At 61.0% G+C, this 26,174-nt stretch carries 21 protein-coding genes and 1 pseudogene; 11 read left to right on the top strand and 11 right to left on the bottom strand.

The features are described 5' to 3' along the window. The first annotated feature begins 28 nt into the window (after positions 1–28). The 5 genes from KTR60_RS03650 to KTR60_RS03630 all read left to right on the top strand — a co-directional run bounded on the left by KTR60_RS03650 (position 29) and on the right by KTR60_RS03630 (position 6,228). Positions 29–964 carry a helix-turn-helix domain-containing protein gene (locus KTR60_RS03650; protein WP_054826795.1) on the top strand — a complete coding sequence of 312 codons (936 nt, stop codon included), beginning with the start codon at positions 29–31 and terminating at the stop codon, positions 962–964. Between the two features lie 112 nt (positions 965–1,076). Then, positions 1,077–2,516 carry an aldehyde dehydrogenase gene (locus KTR60_RS03645; RefSeq protein WP_042451887.1) on the top strand — a complete coding sequence of 480 codons (1,440 nt, stop codon included), beginning with the start codon at positions 1,077–1,079 and terminating at the stop codon, positions 2,514–2,516. A 121-nt stretch (positions 2,517–2,637) separates the two neighbouring features. Next, complete coding sequence (locus KTR60_RS03640) at positions 2,638–4,044, top strand: 4-hydroxyphenylacetate 3-hydroxylase N-terminal domain-containing protein (RefSeq protein ID WP_228401862.1); 1,407 nt, start codon at positions 2,638–2,640, stop codon at positions 4,042–4,044. Between the two features lie 32 nt (positions 4,045–4,076). Beyond that, a complete protein-coding gene (locus tag KTR60_RS03635; protein ID WP_042451892.1) occupies positions 4,077–5,060 on the top strand; it encodes an NAD(P)H-dependent flavin oxidoreductase in 984 nt (327 codons plus the stop codon). 16 nt (positions 5,061–5,076) lie between these two features. Continuing rightward, positions 5,077–6,228, top strand: a complete 1,152-nt coding sequence (locus KTR60_RS03630) for an acyl-CoA dehydrogenase family protein (RefSeq protein ID WP_192711844.1) — start codon at positions 5,077–5,079, stop codon at positions 6,226–6,228. Between the two features lie 78 nt (positions 6,229–6,306). Here the strand turns inward: KTR60_RS03630 and KTR60_RS03625 are convergent, their stop codons facing one another. The 7 genes and pseudogenes from KTR60_RS03625 to KTR60_RS03595 all read right to left on the bottom strand — a co-directional run bounded on the left by KTR60_RS03625 (position 6,307) and on the right by KTR60_RS03595 (position 14,224). Continuing rightward, positions 6,307–7,083, bottom strand: coding sequence for an enoyl-CoA hydratase (locus KTR60_RS03625; protein ID WP_042451896.1), 777 nt, complete (start codon positions 7,081–7,083; stop codon positions 6,307–6,309). A gap of 138 nt (positions 7,084–7,221) precedes the next feature. Continuing rightward, a complete protein-coding gene (locus KTR60_RS03620; protein ID WP_228401861.1) occupies positions 7,222–8,316 on the bottom strand; it encodes a CaiB/BaiF CoA transferase family protein in 1,095 nt (364 codons plus the stop codon). Next, positions 8,313–9,860, bottom strand: coding sequence for an acyl-CoA synthetase (locus KTR60_RS03615; protein WP_064443077.1), 1,548 nt, complete (start codon positions 9,858–9,860; stop codon positions 8,313–8,315). Before KTR60_RS03615 ends, KTR60_RS03620 begins: the two co-directional genes overlap by 4 nt. Positions 9,861–9,919: 59 nt before the next feature. After that, a complete protein-coding gene (locus KTR60_RS03610) occupies positions 9,920–10,888 on the bottom strand; it encodes an NADPH:quinone oxidoreductase family protein (protein ID WP_064443076.1) in 969 nt (322 codons plus the stop codon). Positions 10,889–11,087: 199 nt separating this feature from the next. Further along, positions 11,088–11,924, bottom strand: coding sequence for an SDR family oxidoreductase (locus KTR60_RS03605; RefSeq protein ID WP_019749697.1), 837 nt, complete (start codon positions 11,922–11,924; stop codon positions 11,088–11,090). Between the two features lie 40 nt (positions 11,925–11,964). After that, positions 11,965–12,756: a maleylpyruvate isomerase N-terminal domain-containing protein gene (locus KTR60_RS03600; protein ID WP_042451910.1), complete on the bottom strand. Its 792-nt coding sequence runs from the start codon at positions 12,754–12,756 to the stop codon at positions 11,965–11,967. A 13-nt stretch (positions 12,757–12,769) separates the two neighbouring features. Continuing rightward, a pseudogene (locus tag KTR60_RS03595) lies at positions 12,770–14,224 on the bottom strand (aldehyde dehydrogenase). A 115-nt stretch (positions 14,225–14,339) separates the two neighbouring features. Between KTR60_RS03595 and KTR60_RS03590 the strand changes: the two are divergent. Further along, positions 14,340–15,344, top strand: a complete 1,005-nt coding sequence (locus tag KTR60_RS03590; protein ID WP_064443074.1) for an AraC family transcriptional regulator — start codon at positions 14,340–14,342, stop codon at positions 15,342–15,344. Positions 15,345–15,386: 42 nt separating this feature from the next. On the opposite strand, the gene KTR60_RS03585 is transcribed toward KTR60_RS03590, so the two are convergent. Beyond that, positions 15,387–16,295, bottom strand: coding sequence for a crotonase/enoyl-CoA hydratase family protein (locus KTR60_RS03585; RefSeq protein WP_099697746.1), 909 nt, complete (start codon positions 16,293–16,295; stop codon positions 15,387–15,389). Between the two features lie 160 nt (positions 16,296–16,455). Here KTR60_RS03585 and KTR60_RS03580 point away from each other — a divergent pair, with 160 nt between their 5' ends. The 3 genes from KTR60_RS03580 (at position 16,456) to KTR60_RS03570 (ending at position 20,081) form a co-directional block, all read left to right on the top strand. Continuing rightward, positions 16,456–17,043 carry a TetR/AcrR family transcriptional regulator gene (locus KTR60_RS03580; RefSeq protein WP_042451920.1) on the top strand — a complete coding sequence of 196 codons (588 nt, stop codon included), beginning with the start codon at positions 16,456–16,458 and terminating at the stop codon, positions 17,041–17,043. Positions 17,044–17,685: 642 nt separating this feature from the next. Next, a complete protein-coding gene (locus tag KTR60_RS03575) occupies positions 17,686–19,050 on the top strand; it encodes an MFS transporter (protein WP_042451923.1) in 1,365 nt (454 codons plus the stop codon). A gap of 149 nt (positions 19,051–19,199) precedes the next feature. Then, positions 19,200–20,081, top strand: a complete 882-nt coding sequence (locus tag KTR60_RS03570) for an A/G-specific adenine glycosylase (protein WP_007726916.1) — start codon at positions 19,200–19,202, stop codon at positions 20,079–20,081. Here KTR60_RS03570 and KTR60_RS03565 read toward each other — a convergent pair. After that, entirely contained in the window at positions 20,078–21,103 is a 1,026-nt protein-coding gene (locus tag KTR60_RS03565) for a hypothetical protein (RefSeq protein WP_228401860.1), read from the bottom strand. The two genes, KTR60_RS03570 and KTR60_RS03565, sit on opposite strands and share 4 nt — an antisense overlap. A 59-nt stretch (positions 21,104–21,162) precedes the next feature. Beyond that, positions 21,163–22,074: a hypothetical protein gene (locus KTR60_RS03560; protein WP_158171001.1), complete on the bottom strand. Its 912-nt coding sequence runs from the start codon at positions 22,072–22,074 to the stop codon at positions 21,163–21,165. 224 nt (positions 22,075–22,298) lie between these two features. Between KTR60_RS03560 and KTR60_RS03555 the strand changes: the two genes are divergently transcribed. After that, the gene (locus KTR60_RS03555; RefSeq protein WP_228401859.1) at positions 22,299–24,986 is read left to right on the top strand and encodes a helix-turn-helix transcriptional regulator; all 2,688 of its coding nucleotides are present in this window, start codon (positions 22,299–22,301) and stop codon (positions 24,984–24,986) included. Positions 24,987–25,024: 38 nt separating this feature from the next. Continuing rightward, complete coding sequence (locus KTR60_RS03550; protein ID WP_003945905.1) at positions 25,025–25,450, top strand: HIT family protein; 426 nt, start codon at positions 25,025–25,027, stop codon at positions 25,448–25,450. Here the strand turns inward: KTR60_RS03550 and KTR60_RS03545 are convergent. Further along, entirely contained in the window at positions 25,435–26,172 is a 738-nt protein-coding gene (locus KTR60_RS03545) for an alpha/beta fold hydrolase (protein WP_007726925.1), read from the bottom strand. The two genes, KTR60_RS03550 and KTR60_RS03545, sit on opposite strands and share 16 nt — an antisense overlap. Positions 26,173–26,174 lie beyond the last annotated feature (2 nt).

Genomic DNA, 26,174 nt, shown 5'->3' with positions numbered 1-26,174 from the left:
CGACGCCAGAGTGGCATTATGCGAACACATGGCACGAAATTCCCCTCAAACCGATCGAATCGTCATGCTGACCGAACTGCTGGCATCCGACCCCACGGCGGGGCGGAGCCTCGCCGATATCGCACGACACCTCGGCGTCGCAAAGGCGACCTGCTACCCCATGGTCGTCGCTCTCGCCGAGGCCGGCTGGCTCGTCCGTCACCCGATCCGCAAGACCTACCAACTCGGCCCGGCGCTAGTCCCCATCGGCCAAGCCGCTTCCCGCGCAATCGATGTCGTCGATCTTTCACGCACCGTCATGCAAGAACTGGCCGACACATCCGAACTGGCCTGTCTCGGATTCATCCGATCCGGCGCCGACCTCGTTGTCGCCGAGGCAATTCAACCGATCTCCAGGCGCAGCGGAACTCTCGGGTTGCGCATCGGCGACAATGTGCTGATGGCACCTCCACTGGGTGCAGGCCTTGCCGCATGGCTCGACGAGAACGACCTCCACGAATGGTTTCTCCTCGGCAAGGAGGCATTGGACACGGAGGCCGCACTTCTACGGTCGGAGTACGAGCCAATCCTCACGGCCATTCGAGAGCGCGGGTTCGCCGTGGAATGCCTTCGCCAACAAGAACGTTCAATTTCCGACGCCGTCGCCGAGATGCGCGGCCCGGGAGTCGGCGGCCAGAGGGCAGCACTCGCACTGAGAGAAGCGCGACGTCTTCTGTCCGCGGATGTCGCGGTCGGAACACTCGACCTCGACGGCAATTATCAATTGCTGTCCGTCAATGCCGTCGCCTTCGCCCAGGACTCGACACCGGCGCTGATCCTCTGCTTGGTCGATGCCCCGTCACCACTGACCGGGGAGCGGATCGCCGCACTGGGCAAGCTCGTGAGTGAAGCCGCCGATCAGGTCACCACTCTCATGCACGGCCGGACACCTCGACCATTGACATCCACAGGCGGAGCAACATAGCTTGTGAGTCAAATGACTTATGTAACGATCGCTAAGTCATGAGTGTGGCGGTTTGCCTACGTCCACGTGAGCGCCCCGATCCCCGCACACCCACCCACCGCAAGGAGCCTGCATGATTCTCACTCACTCCGCCCTTTACATAGACGGAACCTGGCAATCACCGACGATTTCGGACGCCATCTCGGTGCACTCGGCCAGTACAGAAGAGAAGATCGGCAGCGTGCCGGGCAGCGCAACAAACGACGTCGATTCTGCCGTCGCGGCGGCGGGCCGGGCCTTTCGTACGTGGTCGCGACTCGAGCCTGCCGACCGAGCCGACGCCTTGGATCGATTTGCCACAGCCTTGGGGCGTCGCGCCGACCTCACAGCCCGATTGGTCAGCCAGCAGAACGGAATGCCCGTATCGATCTCCACTGTCGCTGAAGGACAGGGACCTTCAGGGCTTTTGAGCTATTACGCCGCGCTTGCCCGCACGACCGAGCTCGAAGAACCCCGTCACGCGCTGGCCGGAACGGGAACCACCATCGTTCGGAAAGAACCGATCGGTGTTGTTGCCGCGATTGCACCGTGGAACTTCCCATCTCTTCTCGCAATGATGAAAATCGCCCCCGCGCTCGCATCGGGATGCACCGTCGTACTGAAGCCGTCACCCGAGACCTTGCTCGACGCGTTCGTCCTCGCCGAGGCCGCAATGGAGGCCGGTCTTCCTGCCGGTGTTCTCAACATCGTCACCGGCGGACCCGAAATCGGCAAATACCTCGTCGCTCATCCGGGTGTACACAAGGTCGCGTTCACTGGCTCTACACCGGCAGGCCGACACATCGGAGCAACCTGCGGACGACTTCTGCGTCCGGTATCGCTCGAACTCGGCGGCAAGTCCGCCGCAGTCATTCTCGACGATGCGGACCTCGACGCGACGATGGCAGGTTTGGCGACGGCATCGTTGATCAACACTGGACAAACCTGCTACGCCTCGACAAGAATTCTCGCGCCCGTCGGACGCTACGAGGAAGTGCTCGATGCCGTCACCGCAATGGTCGAGTCGCTGCCGGTGGGCGACCCGTTGGATCCCACCACCTTTATCGGCCCTCTCGTGAGCGCCGGGCAGCGCGAACGTGTCGAGTCCTTCATCGCCGCAGGCACTGCGGAAGGCGCACGGATCACGACCGGCGGATCACGACCGCGCACACTCGAGCGCGGATGGTTCCTGGAGCCAACCGTTTTCGGTAACGTCTCCGCAAACCACACGATTGCAACCGAAGAGATCTTCGGCCCCGTACTCTCTGTCATTCCATACACCGACGAGGCACAGGCCATCGCAATCGCCAACGACTCCGAGTACGGCCTCGGTGGAACCGTGTGGACTGCCGACTTCGACCGCGGGATGGAAATAGCCCGCTCAGTCGATACCGGTTCGTTCGGGATCAACGGCTACACACTCGATTTCGGGGCACCGTTCGGAGGCACCAAGGCCAGCGGCATCGGTCGCGAGCTTGGACCGGAAGGCCTGGCCGCATACTTCCAGACCAAATCGATCTTCACCACGGCCTGATTCGTCACCTGCGCCATCAATGGCCGGAAATCGTCGAACACATGATGATTGCACACTTACTTAACGATCGTTAATCTAAGTTGAATGCAATAACCGCGACAGAAGATCAAGGAAGTATCCAGTGGCCGTGCGATCCAGTGACCAGTACCGAAAAGGGCTCAGCGACGATCGCCGAGTCTTCTACCGAGGCAAGAAGATTTCCGATGTCTACGCCGAACCCGAACTGACTCTCGCAGTAGATCATTCAGCACTGTGCTACGACATCGCCGACGATCGACCCGACCTCGCGGTCACCGATGTCGACGGCGACCCAGTCAGCGCGTTCTACGTGGCGCCGACATCTGCGGACGACCTGATTCGTCGCGGCGCCCTGATCGAGGAAGTATCGCGGCGCGGCGGCGGAACCATCGTCCTCAAAGAGGTGGGCAGCGATGCGCTGTTCGCCCTTCTTCGTGCAACCAGCGGTGAAGGTCTCGAGAATGCGCGCGCTTTCTACAAGCGGGTCTGCGACGGCGATCTCGCACTCGCCGTCGCGCAAACCGACGTCAAGGGTGACCGGTCACTTGGACCGCGCCAACAGGCAGACCCAGACCTCTACCTGCACATCGTCGACGAGGACGCCGACTCCATCACCGTGCGCGGCGCGAAGTGCCACACTTCGTTCTCGGCGAACGCCGACGAGTTGATCGTGCTGCCCACCCGCGCAATGGGCCCCGAAGACGCCGACTACGCAGTGTCCTTCGCCATCCCGATCGACACACCAGGTCTCGAGCTGTACGTCTCTCCCTACGCAGCCGGAGAACGCAACTCCTTCGAATTTCCGATCTCCACGAAACACAAACTCCTCGAATCGCTCACCGTCTTCAACGATGTCCGAGTACCGAACAATCGAGTCTTCCTCAACCGTCAACCCGAACTTGCCGGACCACTCGCGTTGGCGTTTGTCGATTACCACCGTTTCACCGCCATCAACTACAAGTTGCCCCTACTCGACATCATGGTCGGAGCAGCTTCACTGATCGCCGAGGCCAACGGCATCAACAAGGCAGGCCACGTGAAGGGCAAGATCACCGAACTGATCACCTGGAGCGAGACCGTGCGCGGACTGGCTCAACTCGCCGCCGTTCGATCAAAGCCAGGAGCACACGGTGTCAGGCAACCAGATCCGCTTGCCGTCAACATGGCCAAATACCACTTCGCACATGGATTCCACAACGCGGTCGCCATCCTCACCGATCTCTCAGGTGGCCTCCTCGCCACCGGCCCCGGCGGTGAAGACTGGGAGAATCCCGAAATTCGTGTAGTTCTCGAAAAATACTACGCTGCAGCAGTTCCTGCCGAAAAGCGTCTCCGTCTACTCAACTTCATTGCGGATCTGACCGCCCGCGACTACGGCGGATATCAGTCAGTCCTGGCCACGCACGCAGAAGGATCACTCGAGGCCGAGAAACTGCAGATCTCACGCTCCTTCGATCCGACGAGGGCACGCGAATACGTCAGTGACCTCGCCGGAATATCCCACCTCTGACCATTCGTCCCGAGAGAACAACAAGGATTTTCATGATCTCGACAGCATTCACGGAAACGTTCGGCGTTCGCCACCCCATCGTCCAAGGTGGAATGCAGTGGGTCGGCAGAGCAGAACTCGTCGCAGCCGTTGCCAATGCCGGCGCATTGGGATTCATCACTGCACTCACGCAGCCGACGCCGGCCGACCTGGCGAACGAAATCGCCCGATGCCGCGACCTGACCGACCAACCGTTCGGCGTCAACCTCACAATTCTGCCGTCGATCACGCCACCGCCGTACGACGAGTACCGCCAGGTGATCGTCGACTCAGGCGTGAAGATCGTCGAGACCGCAGGTTCCAATCCCGGTCCTCACCTGCCGATCTTCCATGACGCCGGAATCAAAGTGCTCCACAAGTGCACAACAGTCCGACATGCGGTCAAAGCACAGGATCTCGGTGTCGACGGAATCAGTATCGACGGATTCGAGTGCGCCGGCCATCCAGGGGAAGACGATGTCGCAGGCTTGGTCTTGATTCCAGCTGCCGCAGAAAAGATTTCGATACCCATGATCGCTTCCGGCGGCTTCGCCGATGCACGTGGTCTGGTCGCCGCGCTGGCGCTCGGAGCAGACGGCATCAACATGGGTACGCGATTCATGTGCACCACCGAGTCTCCGATCCACCAGAACATCAAAGAAGCCATCGTCGCTGCAGACGAAACACAGACCGAACTGATCTTCCGACCACTCCGCAACACTGCACGCGTGGCAAGCAACATCGTCAGCCGAGAGGTTGTCGACATACTCTCCCGCGGCGGACAATTCGAGGATGTGCGCGACCTGGTAGCAGGAGCGCGTGGGCGAAGCGTATACGAAACCGGTAATCCCGACGCCGGTATCTGGACGGTCGGCACATCACAGGGGCTGATCCACGACATCCCCACCGTCGACGAGTTGGTCCAGCGCATGGTGTCCGAAGCAGAGGCCATCATCGGGGCACGCTTGCGTTCGATGACCGAACGCGTTTCCGTCTAGGACAGGAGAGCAACCCATGCGTCGAACACTGTTCACAGCCGACCACGAGGCCTACCGAGAGACTGTGCGCGAGTTCATTGCCCGCGAGATCACGCCTCACTACGACAGCTGGGAAGAAGCCAGGCTCGTCGACCGATCAGCGTGGCTCGCGGCCGGCAAGATGGGTATTGTCGGCCTGGCCGTCCCCGAACAATACGGAGGCTCGGGTGAACTCGACTACCGGTACCGGTACGTGGTCGCCGAAGAGATCGCCCGTACCGGCACCACCTCGTTCGGCGCCGGACTAGGCCTTCAGGACGACATCGTCATTCCGTACATCGCCGACCTCGGCACAGACGAGCAGAAAGCACGTTGGCTACCTGGTATGGCTGCCGGTGAACTCATCTGCGCCATCGCGATGACCGAACCGGGTACCGGCAGTGATCTGCAAGGCATCAAGACCTCCGCTGTTCGAGATGGCGACGACTGGATCTTGAACGGACAGAAGACGTTCATCACCAGCGGAATTCACGCCGACATCGTCATCGTTGCGGCCCGCACCGATCGCAAAGCGGGGTCGCGGGGATTCAGCCTCCTCGTGGTCGAACGCGGGATGGACGGATTCACCCGCGGTCGCAAACTCCACAAGGTGGGGTTGGCGGGTCAAGACACAGCCGAGTTGTCGTTCGACAACGTAAGAGTCCCGGCAAGCAACCTCCTGGGCGAGGAGGGCGGAGGCCTCATTCATCTCATGGAGCGTCTTCCCCGTGAGCGTCTGTCGATCGCCGCGAGCGCAATCAGTTCCGCGCGTGCGGCCTACGAATGGACCAAAGACTACGCGTTCGACCGCACCGCCTTCGGCAAGCCGATCGGCGACTTCCAGAACACTCGATTCGCCCTCGCCGAGATGCTGACCGAGATCGACGTGACACAGGCATACGTCGACAACGCAGTCCTGGCCATCAACGACGACCAACTGTCAGCAGTCGAAGCAGCACAGGCGAAGTGGTGGGCCAGCGAACTTCAGAAGCGCGTCGTGGATCGCTGCGTACAACTACACGGTGGATACGGCTACATGATGGAGTACCCGATCGCCCGGGCCTACGTAGACAGCCGAATCCAGACCGTCTACGGCGGAACCACCGAAATCATGAAGGAGATAATCGGTCGCGACATCGCAAAGAGTTGATCAGCACCGAGAACGACCGTGGTCCCGAACATCCTGTGTTCGGGACCACGGTCGTTGTAAGCGCCGTTCTCGCTTCGTCTATCCGAAGACTGCTGCGCGCTTTTCCTGAAACGCCGCAACACCTTCGGCAAAATCACCACTACCCAACAGGTCGATCTGGCCTACGCGCTCGCGTGTGAACGCATCACCGAGTTCGGTGAGCGTAGCGTCGTTGATCGCCTTCTTGGTAAACCGAAAAGCAGGGGACGACCCGGCGACCAATCGGTGGGTCAGGTCTGCCAATTCCACCGCGAAGGCGTCGTCCTCGCACACGTGTGAGACCAGGCCGCAGTCGAAAGCATCTCGAGCGGATAATCTTTCGGCCAGCAGCGCCATGCGCATCGCGCGCGCGCGACCGATCGACGCTGCCACCAGTGCGGTAGCTCCACCGTCCGGCATCAATCCCACCTTGGTGAACGCGAGCAGAAAGTAACTCGACTCCGCCGCGAGCACGAGGTCGCACGCCAAAGCCAGCGAAACACCCACACCTGCGGCAGGGCCTCGTACCGCAGCGACCACCGGAAACGGAAACTCTCGAATGGTCTGCACCAAGGCATTGGCGGCATCGATCGTGTCCGCCGACGGCGGACCGGACAACGTCACGTCCGCGAGGTCCGCGCCCGTGCAAAAGGCCTTGCCCTCTCCTTCGAGAACCGCCACCCGCACGTCCGAGGATTGTGCGTGCTCGACGAAGATCGTGGCAAGTCTCTCCAGGGTTTCGGTAGTCAACGCGTTCATTCGCGCTGGCCTGTTGACAACTATGCGGAGCACCCCGCCGTCTTGGCTCGCGTAGACATCCGGTCGCGTTTCGGTCATTGAAATTCCTTGTCAGTCAGACTCGATCGAGTTGTGCTACAAAAGTTGATCTTCGCGATCCATCGACGATGAGTAGGGGGGCAACGTAAGAACGATCGAGAGAGGCTGTCGCGACATTCCTCACCTGTACTTCTTCCCTCAGCCGCCCAGCCAATCCTTCGTCACGACGGTGGTGTCGGCCCCGGGTGGCCGAGCACCTGACGGCTGCGCAGTCCTGGAACGGGAGAACCGCGGCGCGGGTGCCGCCTGCACTATTCCGTCGGCCTCGACAAGAGTTCCCCGCTGGGCAAGATGCGGGTGCAGCGCGGCTTCGGCGGGACTCAGGACAGGAGCAACACAAGCGTCCGTCGATTCGAACAACGCTGCCCAGGCGTCTCGCGTGCGCGACGAAAACGCCTCCGTGAACCGTTCTCGGATTGTGGGCCAACCCCTTCGATCCATCTGTTCAGGCAACGATTCCGGCGCGATATCCAGGCCTTGGAGGAGCGCCGCGTAGAACTGCGGTTCGAGGGCACCGACTGCTACGAACTTGCCGTCCGAACATTCGTAGGTGTCGTAGAACGGCGTGGAACCGTCCAGGAGGTTGGTTGCACGTGAGTCACTCCACTGTCCGCTCCCTCGCAACGACCACATCATCTGCGCCAACACCGAAGTTCCGTCGACAATTGCGGCATCGACCACTTGTCCTTTGCCCGAACTCTCTCGCTCGTACAAGGCAGAGACGATTCCGAGGATCAAGAACATGGAGCCACCGCCGAAGTCCCCGACGAGGTTCAGCGGAACCGTGGGTTTCTCGGCCGGACCGATGGCGTGCAGGACTCCGGTCAGCGCCAGGTAAGTAATGTCATGCCCCGCCCGCTGCGCGAGTGGGCCGTCTTGGCCCCATCCGGTCATACGTGCGTAGATCAGCCGGCTGTTGAGTTCGGTGCACACGTCGGGACCGAAACCCAGCCGCTCGGTCACACCGGGCCGAAAACCTTCCAGGAGCACATCGGCTTTCGAGACGAGGGCTCTCACCAGGTCTCGGCCTGACTCGGTCTTGAGGTCGGCTTCCACCGACCGTCTCCCCCGCAAAAGTTGGTCCTGCTCCCGTGGCGACATCTCGAGTCCACCAGACGGACGCTCGACTCGAACTACGTCCGCTCCGAGATCTGCAAGCATCATCGCAGCGTGTGGCCCCGGCCCCAACCCGGCGAGTTCCAGCACGCGAACACCGTGCATCGGGCCGCTCATCCGACGGATACCTCCCCTGAATAGTGTTCGCGCAGTTTCCCTTTGACCAGTTTTCCGGTCGGAGTTCGAGGTAGATCCGTACTGAACACGAGTCGCCTCGGCAACTTGTACTTGGCGATCTGTCCGCGCAAATGAGAAAGCAGTTCGTCGCGAAGCGCATCGCCGGCTTCGGCTTCGGGGACTGGCTCGACGACAGCCATCACTATCTCCCCCATCTCGTCGTCGGGCAACCCGATCACCGCCGCGTCCAATACCGAGGAATGCTCGATCAGCACGTTCTCGATCTCCTGCGGGTATATGTTCACACCACCCGAGATGATCATGAAGGACTTACGGTCGGTCAGAAACAGATAACCCTCCTCATCCATGAAGCCGACATCACCCGTAGTCGTCCAGGTCGGGTGGGCGGGATGCTGTGCTTCCTTGGTCTTTTCGGGCGCATTGTGATAGTTGAAGGGCAATTCGTCACGTTCGAAGTACAGCGTACCCACCTCGCCGGAGGGTAGATCTTCGCCGTTCTCCCCACATACGTGGAGCACTCCCAGTGCGGCTCGCCCCACTGTGCCCGGCTTTCGCAGCCACTCGTCCGAGTGAACAATGGTCATGCCGTTGAGTTCCGTCGAGGAGTAATATTCGTCCAGAATCGTTCCCCACCAATCGATCATCTTTCGCTTCACATCGACAGGGCACGGTGCGGCTGCGTGGACGGCAAGTCGCAGAGACGATATGTCGTAACGGTCTCGGGTTTCCTGTGGCAGTTTGAGCATGCGCACGAACATTGTCGGCACCCATTGGCTGTACGTGACGCGATAATGCTCGATGTATTCCAGGGCCTTTTCCGGATCGAACCGATTCATCATCACTACGGTGCCACCCAGCGCCTGGACCGACGCGCACGTCCGGAGCGGAGCGGCATGATAGAGCGGCGCCGGGGACAGATAGATGTCGTCTTCGGTTACACCCCAAACACTTTGGTTCATTGTCGTCATCTGATCGCCGGGATCCTGTATCCGGCGATTCGGTAGAGCCGGTTTGATGCCCTTGGGACGGCCGGTTGTTCCCGACGAGTACAACATGTCGGCGCCGCGCGGTTGATCCGGGAGCGGTATGTCCGACTCCATGTCAGCCGCCTGGTCGAGGGAGTCGTATCCGTCTAGTTGACCGCCGAAGGAAAGCCTGGTCACCTGCCGGGGAACGAGTTCGGACAGCGTCTCTGCCAGCTCGCCCAGAGCAGCATCGACGATGACTACCTTTGCCTCGCAGTCCTCAACGATGTATGCACCTTCCGGAGCGGTCAGGTGCCAGTTGACCATCGTCAGGTAGACACCGGATCGCATAGCCGCCCAGTAGATGTCGAAGACCTGAACGTTATTGGTGGCGAGCACGGCCAGGTTGTCGCCTCGCCGCAACCCGAGTCCGTGGAGCACTCGCGCAATCCGAATCGAATTCGATTCCAATTGCGCGAACGTCACCGCTTCACCGGTCTCGGCAACGATTACCGCGGCCTTATCCGGGTTTGTCGCAACATACGCTCCGGGATACATGGTTTACTCCAAGGTTCGTTCGCTAAGGTCGTTTGTTCACAAAGTTGTTCGTGTAGAGATCATTCGAGAGACAGCGCGACTTTTCCTACCGCCGTACGCTCACGCAACGACTTCAATGCATCGGCGGCACGCGCCAAGGGGTAGAGGGTGGGCTCGGGCACCCTCAGAGCTCCCGACTCGAGCAGGGGGTAGAGCTCCTGCCATTGACGCGCCAGATACTTGGGATCAGTTTTCAGATATTCACCCCATCCTGCACCGGTAACCGAAATATTCTTCAGGAGAAGTCGATTGACTTTGACCGTGGGAATATCACCGCCGGTGAATCCCAAAACGACCAGGCGCCCGTTCGGCGCAAGGCTGCGCAGGCTGTCGGTGAAGCGGTCACCACCGACCGGATCGAGAATGATGTCGACACCGCGCCCATTCGTAATCCCTTGGACGCGTTCCTTCCACCCGTCGACCGACACGACGTGCGTTGCCCCGGACTCCGCGGCGATTTTCTCCTTCTCGCCTGTACTCACGACAGCGACGGTCTCCAGACCGAGCGCTGACGCGACATGCAACGCGGCCGTACCCAATCCACCGGCCGCGCCGTGAATCAGGACGGTCTCGCCGGCACGGTATCGCGCGCGTTCGTCGAGGGCGAAATGCGCAGTCAGATAATTCAGGAGAAATCCCGAGCCGGCCGAGAGCGAGACCGCATCAGGCAGAGCAAAGACATTGGACGGCGCGACCGCAACGGTCTGCTGCCACGCACCTTCCCCGGCCGTAAGCACGGCCACGCGCCGCCCGGGTGTGAAGCCGGACCCGGGTGGCGCGCTCCGAACGGTACCGGCGCCCTCAACCCCTAGCGCGCAGGGTAATTCGCGCACCGTTTGGTAGCTGCCCGTGGTCTGGAGAAGATCGGGGAAACTCACTCCGGCGGTGTGCAGATCAATTACCACCAGTGCCGGATCGACAGGTTCGTCGACATCGACCAACGACAGACCTCCGGGCCCCGTCGCCTCCACCAAGTGGACTGCTTTCATTCAAACTCCTCGGACTGGTCCCGGCGACTTCGTTGACAAACGGAATCCGCCGTAGCAACAGTTTAACGATCGTTAAGTAGGACTCTACGGCGACAGGCAGACCATGGCAATGGCGTCTGCCCGCGGGACGCCCCCGGGCCGTCGTCCTCGACGATGTTCGCGAAGCCACACTGGCAGGGAGCGGTTTTCGATCAGGTCGTCAGTACAGGTAATCCTCGCCGCTGGCGCGCACGGTTATGTCACTGATGCTGATACCCCATGGTTGATCAATGATGTGAACAACAGCGTCGGCCAGATCGTCGGGCTTGATCAGCCAGTATTCGATGGAGTCGACGTCCTTCTGCCCGGGGCTGAGGGTGCCGTCGGTTAGATGCCCGACGTTCTCCATGTAGGTTCCCGCACGTTGACCGGTGAGACCCAGGATCGCGTTCTCATTGACGATCCAGCTCGCCAAGTTTGTTCCTGTCACGCCTGTGGGCTTGACCGTCGTCACCTTGATCTTGCCCTTGGCTTCGATTCGCAGTGAATCCGAGATCGTGGTGACTGCAGCCTTGGTCGCGCTGTAGACGCCGGAACCGTCGATGCCTGCGTTTCCGAAGATCGACGAGATGTTGACGACTTGACCGCGTCCCTGCTCGATCATCTGGTCGTATACGGCGGAGATTCCGTTCACGACGCCCTTGATGTTGATGTCGATTGCCTTGTGCCACTTCTGCCACGCACGTTCGTGATCGGCGAAATACGCGAGAGGCATGACGCCTGCGTTGTTGACGAGTACGTCGAGCGCTCCGTACTCCGAAATGCCGTGCTGCGCCGCAGCGATGACCTGATCCATGTCGGTGACGTCGGCAATCTTGTAGGTACCGGTGAATCCCGCGGCCGCGATACCGTCGAATACAGTCTTCAGGCCCGCCTCGTTGATGTCCACGCCGACGACTTTGGCGCCCTGCGCTGCCACCTTCTCGGCGATGAGTTGACCGAACCCACCGCCTGCACCGGTGATGAGAATGACCTTGTCCTGCAAGTACTGAGACATAGCTGTTTCCTCTTGTTCTGGATCTCGGGTTCGTTGTGGGTCAGACGATGTCGATGGCATCGAGGACTGCGGCGACGGTCTTGCGGTCGCCGGAAACCTCGACGGCAGACCGCCATGCAGATCGGGTGGTCCCCCACCGCAGGAATTCGGTGGCCTGGGTGGTCGCGACGTTCTCCGGCACGTCGTCAGCTTCGGTGACGGTCACTCCCCCATCGCCATGAGAGATGACGAAAGTGCGCTCGGTGGCGCCGTTGAGGCGCAGTGCCACAGGCGATGTCAAGGCGGCGGCGACAGCTTCGCCGCACATCTGCGGGAGCCCCGCAACCATCCAGTCGATCGCCGGATCGACAGCGGCCGCCACGTCGATCTCACCGTGAGGAAACGGTCCGAACGGCGACAGAAGATCCGACGTCAAATGGACGAGATGGTCGAACGACACTGCGTCACTGAGCTGATGAAGGCGATAAGTCCCGAGGTCGAGCATCTCGAGTGTGTTGTTGCGAAGCTCCTCTGTCTGCAGCGCGGCCAACGTCGCGAGTCCCGCTTCGGATTGTTCCCGGTAGTAGTCCAGGATCTGCTCGTGCGGTAGATCGGCACGCTCGCGGACGGCAGCATCGTTGAGCCGCTCGGACTTTCCACTGGGGTTCGGCGGGAACACCAGATCCGGATCGGCGATGAAGTTGAAGAAGAACGCCATGTGACCGATGAGATCGTGGACGCGCCAACCGTGGCACGCACTGTCTGCTTCCCACTCGGTCGTGCCGAACTGCTCGGCGATTTTCACTGTGTTTTCTGCCAGCGCACGAGCGCCGGCGAGTCCTGCGTCGGACATGGTGGCTCGATTCTTACGAGGATGCGAGGAAAATGGATTTGAGCTGCTGGTACGCCGCGAGCCCTTCGGGACCGAGTTCACGACCCAGGCCGCTGGCTTTGACTCCACCGAACGGTGAACCCCAGTCGAGGTTGAAGGTGTTGACACCGAACGAGCCGGTCTCGACACGTCGAGCAATTGCGATACCGCGTTCCTCGTCGGAGGTCTATACAGTCCCACCGAGGCCGTACTCGGAGTTGTTGGCAAGCGCGACAGCCTCATCGACGTCGTCGTATGAAATGACTGACAGCACCGGCCCGAATACTTCCTGCCGTGCGATGGTGCTGTCGTTGTCGACATCGGCGAACACCGTGGGCTGCACGAAGAATCCGGTGTCGAGGTCGGCGGGGCGTCCGCCACCCGTGGTGACAGTTCCGCCCTCCGAGCGTCCCTGGTCGATCAAGGACAGCACACGTTCCTGTTGCCTTGCGCTTACCATCGGGCCGACGAACGTCGACGGTTCCATCGGGTCGCCGACCTGCAGACCCTCGGCCATCGCGGTAATGGCGTCGACGTACGTCCGACTATGGCTGCGGGGAACCAAGATTCGAGTCGACATATAGCACGTCTGCCCACTGTTGAGCAGGGATGCAGTTGCCAGACCGGTTACCGTCTCCTCGACATCCGCGTCGTCGAGGACCAGGGCCGCCGACTTGCCACCCAACTCCAAGGTAACGGGGCGAAGCATACCGCCACACACCGTGCCGATGTGTCGACCGGCCGCAGTGGATCCGGTGAAGGCTACCTTGTCGATCCCGGGATGCGCCACGAGATACTGACCGATCTCCGGTCCGCCAGTCACGATGTTGATGACACCCGCGGGAAGTTCTGCCGCAATGGCGGCCTCGGCCAATATATAAGAGTCCAAGGTGGTTTCGGGAGAGGGTTTCAGCACGACGGTGCATCCCGCAGCAAGAGCCGGGGCGATCTTGAACATCGAAAGCACAGCCGGGAAGTTCCAGGGCGCGATGGCAGCAACGACACCGATCGGCTCGCGTCGCACGATTGTCGTACCCGGCATCGGTTGGCTGGCCCGTCGCTCTTCGGTAGGCATCGACTCGGCGAGGCCTGCGTAATAGCGCAAAAGCTGGACGGGTGCGGCCCCCTCGGCGAAACGGGCGAGCTCGATAGGCATGCCGTTCTGGTGAGTGACCGCCGACGCGCGGTCTTCGGATCGTTTCTCGAGTTCGTCGGCGAACCTGCGGATGACACGCGCACGTTCTGCGGCGGAAAGATCGGCCCAGTCATTCCGTCGCAACGCTTTTCGAGCCGCTGATACAGCTGCGTCGACATCCGTCGATACGGAGGCGGGGAACGAGCCTATCTGCTGCTCTGTGAAAGGTGATACGGCTCGGATGATTTCGGAAGTATCCGGTGATCTCCACAGTCCATCGATGAACAGTGCAGTGCGGTCGGTGAGTGTTGTCATTTCTGGCTCCTCCAGGGATGGCGCTCGACGTTGAACCAGCCAACCTGTGTTGATCATCACTGCTCAGGCGACGAGAAAATTGACATCATGCGCCAATTTATTTACATTTCGACACATGGCAGATCTGATCAGTGCCTCGTCGCTGACGCGACTGCCCGAGTTGATCTCCGAACTCGGTGGAGATCCGTACGAATTCCTCGACCGTGTGGGCATCGATCCGGCCATCATCGGCGCGTACGACCACTTCTTGCCGTTCAGTGCCTTGTCCACGCTGCTCGGACTCTGCGCGGATGAATTGGAGTCGCCCGACTTCGCACTCAGGCTCGCAGGCAGACAGGACCCGGACATTCTCGGTCCGGTTGCCATCGCGGCCCGCAGTGCCGAGACAATCGGAGATGCGTTGCATGACGTCGCCCGATACGCGCACGTGTACAGTCCGGCGTTGGCGGTCGATCTGACAGTCGGCGACACCGAGGTGTCCTACGGACTCGATACCGTGCTGCATCGACTTCCGTATCGGTCCCACGTCGTGGAACTGGCGATGGGCGTAACGCTTCAGACGTTCCGGATGATGGCCGGCCCGGATTTCCATCCGACGCACATCTCATTTCAACATCCACGTATCTCCGAAATGCGCAGGTACGTAGAGCATTTCGGTTGTTCCGTCGAGTTCAGCTCGGATCGGAATCTGTTGACCTTTCCGCGCGGAGTCATGCAGCGCCACCTGCCCCGGGTGGATCCGTTGGCCTACGACTTCGCCGTGCGTTTCATGGCGGGTCGAGATCCGGATGTCGCGTTCCACGACGCGGTGTCGGCTTTGATCGTGCGTTCCCTGCCTGCGGGTGCAGCCACACTGAAGCAAGTCGCGACATTGATGATGCTGCACCCGCGAACATTGCAGAGACGATTGGCGTTGGAAGGCAAGGCGTTCGAATCGCTCGTCGACGATTCACGACGCGAACTTGCTCTCGGTCTTCTCTCGAACAGAGACGTGTCCCTCTCCGAAGTGTCACGCCAACTCGGCTATTCCGAACCGAGCACCCTCACTCGAAGCTGTAGGCGTTGGTTCTCCACAACGCCCCTGGAGAAGCGGAGGGCACTTACCCGCCGCACTGGTTGACCGCATGAGCTACAACGCCGACGGTTCGAAGGTCGTAGCGGCTCACCACCGGGGGCGTGGGAGATGGGATGAGAACAGATCTGGCATTGCGTCACTGCAACGGTCGGGAAACACCGCCTCTCGCTTTTCCAGAAACGCCGCAACACCTTCACGAACGTCAGCCTGAGCACCGCGAGCATTAATTCCGATGCTCTCGACGCGATGCGCGACCATGGGATGTTCGACTCCCAGCATGCGCCAGATCATCTGACGCGACAGGGCAACCGATACCGGCGCGCTGTCACGGGTCAGGCTATGCGCGAGCGCCGTCGCCTCCCCTGGAAGATCTTCGCGCGAATGCAGTCGGTAGACCAACCCGGCCGAAAATGCTTCCGCAGCAGTGAAGATCCGTCCGGAGTAGATCCAGTCGAGGGCTCGCTGGAGCGGAACCAGTTTCGGCAGCAACCACGACGAACACGACTCTGGCACGAGTCCTCGCCGATTGAAGACGAAACCCATCCTGGCGTCGTCGGCGGCCAAGCGAAAGTCGGCCGCAAGAGTCATGGTGATACCCACGCCGACCGCCGGTCCGTTGATGGCCGCAATGATCGGCTTCAATGAATCGAACATTCGCAGGACGACGCGTCCGCCGCCGTCCCGACGTAGATCGTCACCGTCCCGACGTAGATCGTCACCGTCCCGACGTAGATCGTCACCGTCCGCGTCAGTTCCGTTCGACTCGGCGCTCCATTCGGAGAATGTCTCTGCCCCCGAGGACAGATCTGCCCCCGCGCAAAACGCGCGGCCCGCTCCCGTCAGGATCACCGCGCGCACAGCGTCGTTCGCGTCGGTGGAGTCGAACGCTTCGATGAGCTCGTTTTCCATCGTCGTGGTGAATGCGTTCAGCTTGTCCGGTCGATCGAGGGTGATCACGGCGATACCGTCTTCGATACTCATCGATATGTGTTCCACAGGTACCTCTTTCTCCGGGTGGCGATCAGCGAACGATAATCGGTATTCTGCCCATATCGGCAGTTCAAGACGGTTCCTTTCCATCAGGTGTGTCCCGCGACTGTTCGGCTCTAAGCTGGGCAAGACGCAGGCACCGAGGAAATGAGAAGGAAACCGAACAATGAGTGGGGCGAAGACAGTCGTTGTCCGGCAACTCATACTCGATTCCGCTGTCCGAAACATGAACGAGCGCGGCTATCACGGGACGTCCATGCGTGACATCTCCGCCGGCGCCGATCTCACTGTCGCGTCCATCTACCATCACTTCAAATCCAAGCAGGAAATCCTTCAAGAAATCATGATTCGGGCGCTACACGACGCCATCAGCATGACCCGCAGTGCACTGCTGCGCTCCGGCGGCGACCCGAAAGACCAACTGCAAGCAATCGTCCGCGCTTGGGTCATGTTCCATACGACCAGGCGCGAAGACGCCCTCGTAGGAGCGACAGAATTGCGCAGCTTGGACGAATCGGGTCACCGTCTGGTCGTAACCCTGCGTGACGAGCAGGAAAGCATGTTTCGCGACGTCGTCGAACGCGGCATTGAAGAAGGTGCTTTCCACACTCCCTTTCCCCGAGATGCCGTGCGCGCCATCATCAACATGGGGCAGCAAGTCTGTGTGTGGTGGCGCGTCGACGGACCGATGAATGCGGAAGATATCGCGTCTCGGTACTGCGCATTGGCGACCGCGATGATCGAATCAAGCTGAGCTGGGCGACACCTCCGCCAAAGAAGATCTGAAGGGTCGCATTGGCTGAAGCCACTCAACGCCGTCGATGTGCGAGACCAGCGTGCCTCGACTTTCGTCCGCACCCCCGCCGCTCGAATCGGTATCTCCATTCCTGAGACCTGCATCACTGACTAATCATCATCTCAGGCGAACGATCGTTTGGCAACAGATTTCGAATCGCACCCTCCTTGCGGAGAAAGTCGCTGCAAAAACGCACTTTTCCCGACTATTGACATTTAACGATCGCTAGGTCAATGATGACTCGCAGCCGAACGATCGTTTGGCAAATTCGGAACGAAGGAGTGCGGGCCACATGACCACCTCCGCATTGCCACGAGATGACGCTGCACACGTCGCCGGCGGCCTCGACGTGGTCACCTTCGCCACCCGACTTTGCGAGCGCCTCCGGTACGGCAATGGCGGCGAGATATGACTTCTCGTATCGAAGAACCCACTCGCACTTGGATATTGCGTCACCACCTTTCGACCCAATACCCGGCGAGCACGATTCCGTCTGGTGCCGGCGCTCGGGACAAGCTCGTCGTCGGCCGCACACCCAACTTGCCGCAACTCACGTCCTGACCGAACTCAACTGAACGACCCCACAGAGAGCGAATCGCGATGACCAACAACACCGAATCTGCGGTGGAGCGCCCGGGCAGATCTCGGCGCGCGTCCTTTGCAGCCGCTATCTCCACTTCCCTGGAGTGGTACGACTTCTTCATCTACGCGACTGCCGCCGCGCTCGTGTTCAACTCGACGTTCTTCGCCACCGACAGCGAGGTGGTCGCTGCAATGAGTTCGTTTGCCACCGTCGCAGTCGGATTCATCGCCCGTCCTATCGGTGGTGTGCTCGCCGGTCATTTCGGTGACCGGTACGGCCGAAAGCCGGTGCTCGTTGCCGCCGTGGTCCTCATGGCGGTGGCAACCTCCTTGGTGGGTTTCGTCCCCAACACCAATGTCGTGTGGCTTGCCCCGGCCATCCTCGTGACGCTGCGAATCTGCCAGGGCTTGGCCGTGGGAGCACAGTGGGGCGGGGCCGTATTGCTGGCCACCGAGAACGCACCGGCGGACCGCCGCGGGCTCTTCGGCAGCTTCGCCCAACTCGGTGTTCCGATCGGTGTGGTGCTGGGCAATATCGTGTTCCTGGTCCTGACAGCAACTCTTGCGGCTGATTCGTTCCTCTCCTGGGGATGGAGGATCCCGTTCTGGATCAGCTTGGTCATGCTTCCAGTGGCATTCCTCATCCATCGCTATCTCGAAGAAACCCCCGAGTTCAAGGCACTCGCAGAAAAACTCGCCGAATCTCCGGTCGTTCGGAAGTCCCCCATTCTCGAAGTGCTCAAGAAGAATCCAGGCACAGTCCTCGCTGCAGCAGGCGCCAATGCCATCGGCGTGATCTTCTTCTACACGATGATCACCGGTTCGGTTCAGTTCGCGACCACCTACCTGGAAATACCGCGGTCGACGGTCCTCACCTACATCCTGATCGCATGTGCAATACAGATTCCCCTGGTTCCGCTGGCGGGATATCTGTCCGACCTCTACGGTCGCAAACTGGTCTTCGGCCTCGGCACCGCAGCCATGATGCTCTGGGGTATCCCGATGTGGCTGATGATCGGTGGATCCAGCCCGGACACGATCTGGCCGTTTGCCGTCGCGGTTATCGTCGGCGTAGTAGCAATGTCCCTCCAAACTGGCACGCAGGGAACACTATTCGCTGAACTGTTCCCACCGGAGATTCGATTCTCCGGCGCTTCACTCGGTTATCAGATCTCCGCAATCATCGGAGGTTTCGCGCCGATGATCATGGTGATGCTGATCAACGGAAATCCGGACAACGCATGGAAGGTCGGTTCCTTCCTCGCCGCTGCCGGTGCTATCGGATTGATCTGCCTCTACGTGATCATTCGCCGATACTCCGGAACCTCGCCGACCGTCGCAAGCACCCGTGTGGAGACCGCGAACGCTCAGTACGCATCATGATCAACCTGGGGTGAGTGGTCTCGATGCCACTCACCCCAGGTTTTCGGGTACGAGAAATCACTGTCGGCGACTGCCGATAAAGTGGCGTCCACAAGTCGACGTGTCCTTCGTCGACCAGGAGCACAGGTTCGAGGAGTGTGTCGGTAGCAGTGGCAGTGGAATCTTCGGTGCTGCTGAAATGGTACTCCGAGACGGCTCGCGACCTGCCGTGGCGACGCGAGGGCGTCAGTGCCTGGCAGATCCTGATGAGCGAGATCATGCTCCAGCAGACGCCGGTGGTGCGCGTTGCGCCAATCTGGGAAGAGTGGGTCGAGCGCTGGCCGGTGCCGTCGGCGATGGCAGCGTCGAGCCAGGCAGAGGTGCTTCGCGCGTGGGGCAAACTCGGTTATCCACGACGCGCGCTGCGGTTACACGAATGCGCGGGCGTCCTGGCTGCCGAGCACGGTGACGTGGTCCCGGAAGACGTCGATACCTTGCTCTCGCTACCGGGAATCGGTTCGTACACCGCCCGCGCCGTCGCGTGTTTCGCCTACGGACAGCGAGTGCCTGTGGTGGACACCAACGTACGACGCGTAGTTGCGCGAGCCGTCCACGGCAATGCAGAACCCGGGAACCCGTCCAACACGCGAGACCTCGCCGACGTGGCGGCGCTGCTGCCGAGGACGCGTGCGCGCGCCGCCACCTACAGCGCAGCTCTCATGGAACTCGGTGCACTGATCTGCACGGCGCGGAACCCGAACTGCGAGAACTGCCCTTTGCCGAACTGCGCGTGGGTCGCTTCGGGCAAACCGGCACACACCGGACCACCCAAGAAGGTGCAGAAGTTCGCGGGCACAGATCGCCAGGTTCGTGGAAAATTGATGGCCGTTCTTCGCGAGAGTCACCGTCCGGTCGAGCGCGCGCAACTCGACATCGTCTGGCCGGCCGATCCAGGTCAGCGTGACCGTGCGTTGCATTCACTGCTGGTCGACGGACTGGTCGAGCAGACCGACGACGGCCTGTTTGCGCTGGCCGGAGAGGGTACGGCTTAGCCGACTCGCAGCGGGGTGCATTCTTCGGCTGTGGGTTCGTCGGTCTGGAGCGGTGCGACTTCCGGATCAGAACGCCGAAGTACAGCAGGAACGGCAGGCACCACTGGATCGCAAGGCGCAAGTGTCGGAATCTGTAGGGCAGCGCCGGGCGGGGGCCCGCTGGTGGAGGTCGCCGACTCGGCGCCGATGTTCGGGCGATCAGTGGACACCGCTCGCGACCCGTCCGGCGACAGAGCGATCAGCAATCCCGTCAGCATGAGCAGGAGCGGCAGCACTATTGCCGCCGCCCACCGGACCCTGTTGACGGGCCGGACAGCCATGCCGTCACCGGACCGAACTTCGCTTCCGCGATCGGCCGCTACCAGCGCAGCCCCTATCGCCAGTTGGGTCCGCTCGCCGAGAAACAGGAAGCCGAGACCTGCCAGTTCAGCGGCTTCCGCGGACGGCTGCCGAGAGTCTTCCTTCACGAGCATCGCGACGAGCATCTTGGGCACAGGGTCTCGTTCGGCGACGAGGAGGTCCAATGTCGCAGCAAATGTCGAGCTGTCCGCAAGCAACTCGGCCGTGTCGTAACGATGCGCCGAGTCCACGACGCCTGCTCTCGGGTCGACGGCCGCGATCACGGTCTCACTGCCGTCCGGCCAGAACGCGAGAATCGGCGAAACACCAATGAGAGCGTCGACCGTCCGCAGGTAGGCAAGCCGTGCGTCGAGACCGTTGACCAACTCGATGTTCTCGAAAGGACTGGAGGACAACGAATTCGAGACATGTTCGCGCACGTCCGCACGCTCGCACATCACTCCGACGACGGTGGGGCACAGATTCGAGCGCAGGGCTCGACCGGTGGCGACCTCGGCCGCGGAGGCGAGTGCGCGCGCCGACGCTTGCGGAGAGGGAACAGTCCCGTCTGCACCCCAGGGGTGACGGAACTCGTCGATCGAGCCCAGAAGGGGTGTGTCTGCATCTACGAGAGCTGTTGAAATTGACTGATTTTCGAATACAACGCCCAGGCTTTCACGCACTGGATCCTCCATTGACTACTACTGACTGTTACGAGTGTTGCCATTCCTGCGAAGCTGTATCAGAACGTCAGGCCACCGACCGCCATTGCACCTGGTTCCAGCACCACTTCCACCGGCGCTCGGCCGTCGACCGTGACGCGATACGTCCCCGGTAGCAGTCCGACAAACGAGAAGTGACCCTCGAACGGTTTCACCGTCCGCGCTGTCGCGTGCCCGCATTGATCGACGCCGTCGATCACCACCGCCTCCGAGATGCCCGATGTCACCAGACCTGAGATTCGTCCATCTGCCGAGACAGCAGCCCACTGGCTTCTCTGACCACCAACAGAAATCCCGTACGGATCACACACTCCCGGGGTGGTCGCCACCCGCACCGTGACATCGCCCGACCGCACGCGAACCGCCCCCCGATCTGCGGTGACCAGTGCAGCGATCGGTAGACCGTCGGCGTCTTCCCGCTTTCCCGCAGTCATCGTCGCCGTTCGGGTGAAGTACCGGTCCGCTTCCAGATTGCCTATCAGGCAATGTAATCCGACCTCGTCGATACCCGAGCCGTCTCCGCAGTAATCAGGCACGGACGGCAGAACGAAACCTCGAGGCACCGGAAGTTGCACGACCACGTCGGAGAGCGGGTTGCCCCGGACACCGATGTCGATGACATACGTCACCGGATCACCCTCTCGGACAATGCCGTTGGACGGGCCCGAATCGAGCCCTGGACCGTCAGCGGGATCGAAGGGCGGTGCACCGTCAATCGCCGTCAGCTCGACGGTGAAGGGAGGCACGAACTCTCCCTCGGCCGCCAATCGAAGATCCGACTGCATCGGCAGCAAGCCGAGCGCAGCAGCGCCGACCGCCAGAGCTCCGGTCACGACAACTATGCCGATACCTCGCACTCCTCGGCGCCACGCTCTCGGCCGGAGTCCGACGACAACGGCCTTCGACCGCACCTCTGACAGACGAGTTCTCACGACGCTCCTTCGATGTCTGACTCTCGGGCCTCCGACAGGCGCTCGCGGCCACATTTGGCGAATCCCGAGCTACGTTCAATAGAAGTCGCTCGAGGGACTCGAAAGCCAATGGTGACGGCGTGATTGTGTGGGTGAACTTCTCTCAGCCGGGGTGAATTCCCGGGTGAATTGCCCGGGATGGCACGCTCTGGATTCGCACCAGCTACGCTCCTCCCTGTAGATAGATGGATCGAGACAATCCGCCCAAACTCTTCAATCATTGCGGGGCGCGAAAGCAGAAAGGGTCCGCGCTGATGTTCGGGATGGACGGCCACGACTGGGCAGCTATTCCAGAAAGGCGCACCCTCGCGACGTCGATTCCCCGGCAAGCGCTCTTCGACAAACTTGACCGACGTGCCGCGCTGACAATCGTCCGTGCACCGAACGGCCACGGGAAATCGTCGTTGATCGCATCGTGGCTGCGCGCCCATTTGGCATCCGAACGAATACTCGTCTGGGTCTCGGCCCCACGGCCCTCGTCGACACTCGAAGATTTCTGGGCCGTTGTCCTCGATCGAATCCACGCTGCCGGAATCGCACTGCCCGACGTCGACGATCTCGCCGATCCTTTCACCGCTGTCGCCAAATCCCTGAACGCCCTCAGCCGCCCCGTGCTGCTCGTGCTGATCAGGCCGGATCTGATATCGGAACCAGAGTTGGACGATCAGTTGATCGAACTCCTCGCCCTCTGTCACAACCTGGACCTCGTGGTCACGCTCTCGGGCTTCGGCATGTTCTCCGAGCCGTACCTGCTCGACACGGACCACGAGGTGATAGGCGCGAGTGAGCTGTTGTTCACGAGAGCCGATACCGCCCATTTGCTCGCACAAGCTGACGTAAACACGACTGACGGTGATGCCGAACAAATCACATCCCTGACAGGTGGGCTGCCAGCGCTGGTTCGTGTCGCCGTTCCCGCCGTCCAGACATCGGGTAGCCGCAACCGCGAGCAGATGATCAGGAAGAACATCGCGCAGGCGATCGACGACTACGTGAACAAATCCGTTCTCATGACCGCTGATCATGTGAAACAACTCGAGTTCCTGCTCGCGACGGCCTTTGCGCGATCGATCACCGTCGACATCGCCGCCATGCTGTTCGAGTCCCAACACCCTGAGGATGGCGAGACCGTTCATCAGATTCGCGTGCGCCTGGCGATACTGGAGACAGCCGGGTTGTTGTCACGGGTCGAGACCGAAGCCGAAGAAACCTGGGAGCTGCCGCCTGCAATTCGTCGATCGATACTCGCGCACCAAAAGCGCGCTGGAGTCGATCCGGCGCAACGTCTTTCGTTCCTCGCACACAACCGACTCGACCACGGTCATCACGCGTCGGCGCTGGAATACGCGGTCGAGGCACAGAACTGGACCCTGGCAGTAGACATCGTCGAGCAACACTGGGTGACGATGATCGTCCACAATCTGGACTCGGTTCGCTCTGCTCTCCAACGGATTCCGGCGGAAGCTGCGGACAAACACTCTGCCGTGGAGGCGGGGCGCGCACTGTTCACGATGCATCCGAGCGAGCGCTCGACGGTAGTCGACTTGCTACCCGAATCGCCGGCAGAACTGTGGGCTCTCGGCGCTGAATCCGGCGCGAAGGACGCCTTGAGCATTGCCTGCGTTCAATCGATCATGCTCAGGATGGCAGGCGAGTACGGGCTCGCAGCAGAAACCACCAGGCGCCTGTCTCATCTCAGTCGCAGTGCGCTGGAGAACAACCCGGAAGCGGTCAGCGCACAGCTCCCTCTCATGCGACTTCAATGGGCGATCAATTTTCAATTGAGCGGCAGGTTCACAGAATCCACGATCAAGGCTCGAATGGCGTACCACGGCGCCCTGTCTCAGGGAGTCGACTTCATCGCTCGTAACTCTGCGGGAAGTGCCGCCCTGAATTGGGCGCTGGCTGGTGAGCCGCGGCAGGCCACACACTGGTCCGAACTCGAACAGAAGCATCCGGACCCCGGCGGTTGGCTCGAACCTGTGGTCAAGATCGCCGGCCTGACAGCGCGGGCGCTCACTGCTCTCGACACACTCGACTTCGACGACGCACGTCTCGCATTGACCGAACTCGGTCTTCCGTCCGACACCGAGGAACTGTGGGCATTCGTCGTCTATGCGCATTGCCAATTCGCCTTGACCTCCGGCGACCACACTGCGGCACTACTGTTGCTCCACAATGCGATCGAAGCACATTCCAAGCAGTACACGGCTACATCTTTCGCGCTTCCTCTGTTGCAATCCGCAGAGATCGATCTCTTGCTCGCTCTCGGACAGGGGAACAATGCCGTAGCACTGGCCAAGGAGATCATCGATCCTGCAGCCAACCCGTGGACGCTCACGTCGGTGGCGCGTTTACGTCAGCGGATCGGCCAGAACGAGGCCGCGGTGGCGCTGTGTCACCAGTTCGACTGGTCTGGCGTATCCTATCCGCGGGCACAGATGGAATCGCTTCTGGTGCAAGCGGTTGCACACTCCGAGCTGGGTGAGCCACGCCTCGCCTCTCAGGAGTGGTCCAGAGCGTGCAGCATCGCGGATCAGACCGGACTTCTACGTTCGTTCGCGACCATCGCATCGTCGGACGTCGAGAAACTCGAATCGATGGCCGAAACGAAATCGCGTGCACTCGCCGAATTCTCGAAAAGGGCTCCTGCGGAATCTTTTCCGGAATTCGTACATATCGTGGAGCTGACCGAACGCGAACAGAAAGTCCTCTCACTCCTGGCGCTCGGCATGGGGTCGGCTGCGATGGCCGACAAACTGTACGTGTCCGTCAACACCGTCAAGACTCAACTGCGCACTCTCTACAAGAAGCTCGACGTACACAATCGAAACGAAGCGATCACGAGGGCACGCCAACTGCGCTTGCTGTAGTCGGGGTCGGATCTGATTTCGGACTACATTCTGTAGGCATGAGCACCGATTCCTGCGTCTTCTGCAAGATCGTCGCGCTGACCGAGCCGGCGATTCTCGTTCACGAGAGCGAGACAACTCTCGCATTCCTCGATGCACGGCCGGTGAGTCGCGGACACACCCTGGTGGTCCCCAAGCGTCATGCAGAGAACCTCGATGCTCTCGAAAGTCACGAAGGCGCAGAGATGTTCCGCGTCGGCACGCTCATCGCCGGAGCTCTACGCCGCTGCGACATCGCCGCTGACGGAGTCAACTTTCTCGTCAACGACGGGCGTGCCGCGGGCCAAACCGTGTTCCACTCGCACCTGCACGTCGTCCCCCGCCATCGCGGCGACAAGGCGAAGTTCGCTGCCGGACTCCTGGCCAGGCGAGCCGTCGAGCTGGAGCAGGTGGGCGCGTCGATCCGAAGTCAGCTCACCGTGTGAAGGAATTCCGTCACCACTTCGCGATAGCGCTGCGGTTGATCGTCGTGGACCAGGTGGCCTGCATCGGCAATACGTACGTACCGAGTTCCCGGCCTCTCGGCCATCTCTCGCATCTGTCCCTCAGGGGTGATGGTGAACTCTCCCTCGATCAGCAAGGTCGGCACCTCGATCGCCTTCCACTGATCCCAGAAATGCCTCGTGCCCCACTCCTCCGAGATGTCGCGGAAGGTCGACACGTCGCCGTGCAGGTACCACCCGTCGTCGCGGCGGTCGAAAGAGTCGAGAAAGTACTGGCCGGCGACGGGGCCGAAGAATTCCTTCATCGCCTCCTCGGAAGCAAACGGCTGCGGCCACGCCGAGATCATCTGCGCCCAGTCCGCAGCGGTGCGTCCACGAAAGTCCGGGGCCATGTCTTCGAGGACCAGCGCACAAACCTTTTCGGGATGCGCGGCGGCGAAGCACCACGCATGCAGAGCCCCCATCGAATGACCGATCACGATCATCGGCTCCTCGATGGACGCAACGGCCGATGTCAGGTCCTCGACGAATGCCTCGGTAGTCAGTGCCGCTGGCGCCGGCCTGCCGTGACCGGCAGCGTCAAAGGTGTAGACGTGGCCGAACTCGCGGATCCACGGCACATGGCGTCGCCACGTTCGGGAGCTGCCCATGAGGCCGTGCAACAACAGAATCGGTTGTCCCGTTCCACCTTCGTCATGCAACACGA

The organism is Rhodococcus sp. C1 (assembly GCF_020809065.1).
GTDB classification, from domain to species: Bacteria; Actinomycetota; Actinomycetes; order Mycobacteriales; family Mycobacteriaceae; genus Rhodococcus_F; species Rhodococcus_F qingshengii.
This window is presented reverse-complemented; position numbering and strand designations above follow the sequence as displayed.

Bases quoted from the DNA above. Each gene is read 5' to 3' on its own strand.
- KTR60_RS03615 (WP_064443077.1), bottom strand. From the start codon at position 9,860: ATGTATCCCGGAGCGTATGTTGCGACAAACCCGGATAAGGCCGCGGTA.
- KTR60_RS03605 (WP_019749697.1), bottom strand. From the start codon at position 11,924: ATGTCTCAGTACTTGCAGGACAAGGTCATTCTCATCACCGGTGCAGGC.
- KTR60_RS03590 (WP_064443074.1), top strand. From the start codon at position 14,340: ATGGCAGATCTGATCAGTGCCTCGTCGCTGACGCGACTGCCCGAGTTG.
- KTR60_RS03625 (WP_042451896.1), bottom strand. From the start codon at position 7,083: ATGACCGAAACGCGACCGGATGTCTACGCGAGCCAAGACGGCGGGGTG.
- KTR60_RS03550 (WP_003945905.1), top strand. From the start codon at position 25,025: ATGAGCACCGATTCCTGCGTCTTCTGCAAGATCGTCGCGCTGACCGAG.
- KTR60_RS03645 (WP_042451887.1), top strand. From the start codon at position 1,077: ATGATTCTCACTCACTCCGCCCTTTACATAGACGGAACCTGGCAATCA.
- KTR60_RS03620 (WP_228401861.1), bottom strand. From the start codon at position 8,316: ATGAGCGGCCCGATGCACGGTGTTCGCGTGCTGGAACTCGCCGGGTTG.
- KTR60_RS03555 (WP_228401859.1), top strand. From the start codon at position 22,299: ATGGATCGAGACAATCCGCCCAAACTCTTCAATCATTGCGGGGCGCGA.
- KTR60_RS03630 (WP_192711844.1), top strand. From the start codon at position 5,077: ATGCGTCGAACACTGTTCACAGCCGACCACGAGGCCTACCGAGAGACT.
- KTR60_RS03650 (WP_054826795.1), top strand. From the start codon at position 29: ATGGCACGAAATTCCCCTCAAACCGATCGAATCGTCATGCTGACCGAA.
- KTR60_RS03600 (WP_042451910.1), bottom strand. From the start codon at position 12,756: ATGTCCGACGCAGGACTCGCCGGCGCTCGTGCGCTGGCAGAAAACACA.
- KTR60_RS03580 (WP_042451920.1), top strand. From the start codon at position 16,456: ATGAGTGGGGCGAAGACAGTCGTTGTCCGGCAACTCATACTCGATTCC.
- KTR60_RS03610 (WP_064443076.1), bottom strand. From the start codon at position 10,888: ATGAAAGCAGTCCACTTGGTGGAGGCGACGGGGCCCGGAGGTCTGTCG.
- KTR60_RS03575 (WP_042451923.1), top strand. From the start codon at position 17,686: ATGACCAACAACACCGAATCTGCGGTGGAGCGCCCGGGCAGATCTCGG.
- KTR60_RS03635 (WP_042451892.1), top strand. From the start codon at position 4,077: ATGATCTCGACAGCATTCACGGAAACGTTCGGCGTTCGCCACCCCATC.